The organism is Streptomyces sp. NPDC059092 (assembly GCF_042756365.1).
In the GTDB taxonomy this organism is placed as follows: domain Bacteria; phylum Actinomycetota; class Actinomycetes; order Streptomycetales; family Streptomycetaceae; genus Streptomyces.
On the sequence record NZ_JBHZEJ010000137.1, the window covers coordinates 1 to 2,387 of the forward strand.

Consider the following 2,387-nt stretch of genomic DNA (forward strand, 5'->3'; position numbering starts at 1 on the left):
ACACAGTGGACGCGAGCAACTGAGGACAAGCCCTCGGCCTATTAGTACCAGTCAGCTCCAACCGTTACCGGTCTTCCACATCTGGCCTATCAACCCAGTAGTCTCCTGGGAGCCTTAACCCCTCAAAGGGGGTGGGAGTCCTCATCTCGAAGCAGGCTTCCCGCTTAGATGCTTTCAGCGGTTATCCTTTCCGAACGTAGCCAACCAGCCATGCCCTTGGCAGAACAACTGGCACACCAGAGGTTCGTCCGTCCCGGTCCTCTCGTACTAGGGACAGCCCTTCTCAAGACTCCTGCGCGCGCAGCGGATAGGGACCGAACTGTCTCACGACGTTCTAAACCCAGCTCGCGTACCGCTTTAATGGGCGAACAGCCCAACCCTTGGGACCGACTCCAGCCCCAGGATGCGACGAGCCGACATCGAGGTGCCAAACCATCCCGTCGATATGGACTCTTGGGGAAGATCAGCCTGTTATCCCCGGGGTACCTTTTATCCGTTGAGCGACGGCGCTTCCACAAGCCACCGCCGGATCACTAGTCCCGACTTTCGTCCCTGCTCGACCCGTCGGTCTCACAGTCAAGCTCCCTTGTGCACTTACACTCAACACCTGATTACCAACCAGGCTGAGGGAACCTTTGGGCGCCTCCGTTACTCTTTAGGAGGCAACCGCCCCAGTTAAACTACCCATCAGACACTGTCCCTGATCCGGATCACGGACCCAGGTTAGACATCCAGCACGACCAGAGTGGTATTTCAACGGCGACTCCACCTGAACTGGCGTCCAAGCTTCAAAGTCTCCCACCTATCCTACACAAGCCGAACCGAACACCAATATCAAACTATAGTAAAGGTCCCGGGGTCTTTCCGTCCTGCTGCGCGAAACGAGCATCTTTACTCGTAGTGCAATTTCACCGGGCCTATGGTTGAGACAGTCGAGAAGTCGTTACGCCATTCGTGCAGGTCGGAACTTACCCGACAAGGAATTTCGCTACCTTAGGATGGTTATAGTTACCACCGCCGTTTACTGGCGCTTAAGTTCTCAGCTTCGCCACCCCGAAGAATGACTAACCGGTCCCCTTAACGTTCCAGCACCGGGCAGGCGTCAGTCCGTATACATCGCCTTACGGCTTCGCACGGACCTGTGTTTTTAGTAAACAGTCGCTTCTCGCTGGTCTCTGCGGCCACCCCAAGCTCACACCGTAAAGATGATCACCAGGAATGGCCCCCCTTCTCCCGAAGTTACGGGGGCATTTTGCCGAGTTCCTTAACCATAGTTCACCCGAACGCCTCGGTATTCTCTACCTGACCACCTGAGTCGGTTTAGGGTACGGGCCGCCATGAAACTCGCTAGAGGCTTTTCTCGACAGCATAGGATCATCCACTTCACCACAATCGGCTCGGCATCAGGTCTCAGGCACATGTTGCACGGATTTACCTGCACAACGCCCTACACCCTTACCCCGGGACAACCACCGCCCGGGCTGGACTACCTTCCTGCGTCACCCCATCGCTTACCTACTACCACCTCGGGTCACCGGCTCCACCACTTTCCATTCCCCGAAGGGTCCGGAACGGCTTCACGGGCTTAGCATCAGAGGATTCGATACTGGGCGTTTCAAAGCGGGTACCGGAATATCAACCGGTTGTCCATCGACTACGCCTGTCGGCCTCGCCTTAGGTCCCGACTTACCCTGGGCAGATCAGCTTGACCCAGGAACCCTTAGTCAATCGGCGCACACGTTTCCCACGTGTGTATCGCTACTCATGCCTGCATTCTCACTCGTGAACCGTCCACAACTAGCTTCCGCTGCTGCTTCACCCGGCACACGACGCTCCCCTACCCATCACAGCGGGCGTTGGCCCTCATGCTGCAATGACACGACTTCGGCGGTACGCTTGAGCCCCGCTACATTGTCGGCGCGGAATCACTTGACCAGTGAGCTATTACGCACTCTTTCAAGGGTGGCTGCTTCTAAGCCAACCTCCTGGTTGTCTCTGCGACTCCACATCCTTTCCCACTTAGCGTACGCTTAGGGGCCTTAGTCGATGCTCTGGGCTGTTTCCCTCTCGACCATGGAGCTTATCCCCCACAGTCTCACTGCCGCGCTCTCACTTACCGGCATTCGGAGTTTGGCTAAGGTCAGTAACCCGGTAGGGCCCATCGCCTATCCAGTGCTCTACCTCCGGCAAGAAACACACGACGCTGCACCTAAATGCATTTCGGGGAGAACCAGCTATCACGGAGTTTGATTGGCCTTTCACCCCTAACCACAGGTCATCCCCCAGGTTTTCAACCCTGGTGGGTTCGGTCCTCCACGAAGTCTTACCTCCGCTTCAACCTGCCCATGGCTAGATCACTCCGCTTCGGGTCTTGAGCGCGCTACTAG

Annotated in this window: 1 rRNA gene (running past one end of the window); it reads right to left on the bottom strand. The window is 56.6% G+C overall.

Going from position 1 to position 2,387, the window contains the following annotated elements:
• Nucleotides 1-21: 21 nt before the first annotated feature.
• Nucleotides 22-2,387, bottom strand: a 23S ribosomal RNA gene (locus ACFXPL_RS36845); it runs 855 nt beyond the window's last position.